Annotated in this window: 1 protein-coding gene; it reads right to left on the reverse strand. The window is 41.6% G+C overall.

The annotated features are described in order from the left end of the window. The coding region (locus M983_RS16660; RefSeq protein ID WP_483826423.1) for a MutS N-terminal domain-containing protein at positions 1-548 on the reverse strand (548 nt) is incomplete at both ends.

Below are 548 nucleotides of genomic sequence, written 5' to 3' on the forward strand. Positions count from 1 at the left end.
ATTTAACTGTTGTTTTGCTGTTTCAAGTTCAAACTCCCAAATAGGGCGACGACGAAGGCCTTGTAATCGCTCGATAATAGCCATCGATTCAAAGGTTTCAGGATAAAGTAATTCAGCAGGATTTGTGCGTTGTAATTGCGCAATAATACTTTCATTATCCGGTGTCTCAGTAACACGAAAGCGACCCGATGTGATATCTAATGTGGCATAACCAAAAGCCCCATTTTTATCTTGCCAAATAGCGGCTAATAAATTGTCTTGTCGTTCTTCAAGTAATGCTTCATCTGTCACGGTGCCTGGTGTGACAATACGAATGACTTTTCGCTCAACAGGGCCTTTACTGGTAGCAGGATCGCCAATTTGTTCACAAATCGCGACAGATTCACCTAATTGCACTAATTTGGCTAAATAATTTTCAACCGCATGATGAGGCACGCCTGCCATAGGAATGGGCTGTCCTGCTGATTGACCGCGTTTTGTGAGTGAGATATCTAATAAACGAGATGCTTTTTTAGCATCATCAAAGAAGAGTTCGTAAAAATCTCCCA

The organism is Proteus myxofaciens ATCC 19692 (assembly GCF_001654855.1).
GTDB lineage: Bacteria > Pseudomonadota > Gammaproteobacteria > Enterobacterales > Enterobacteriaceae > Proteus > Proteus myxofaciens.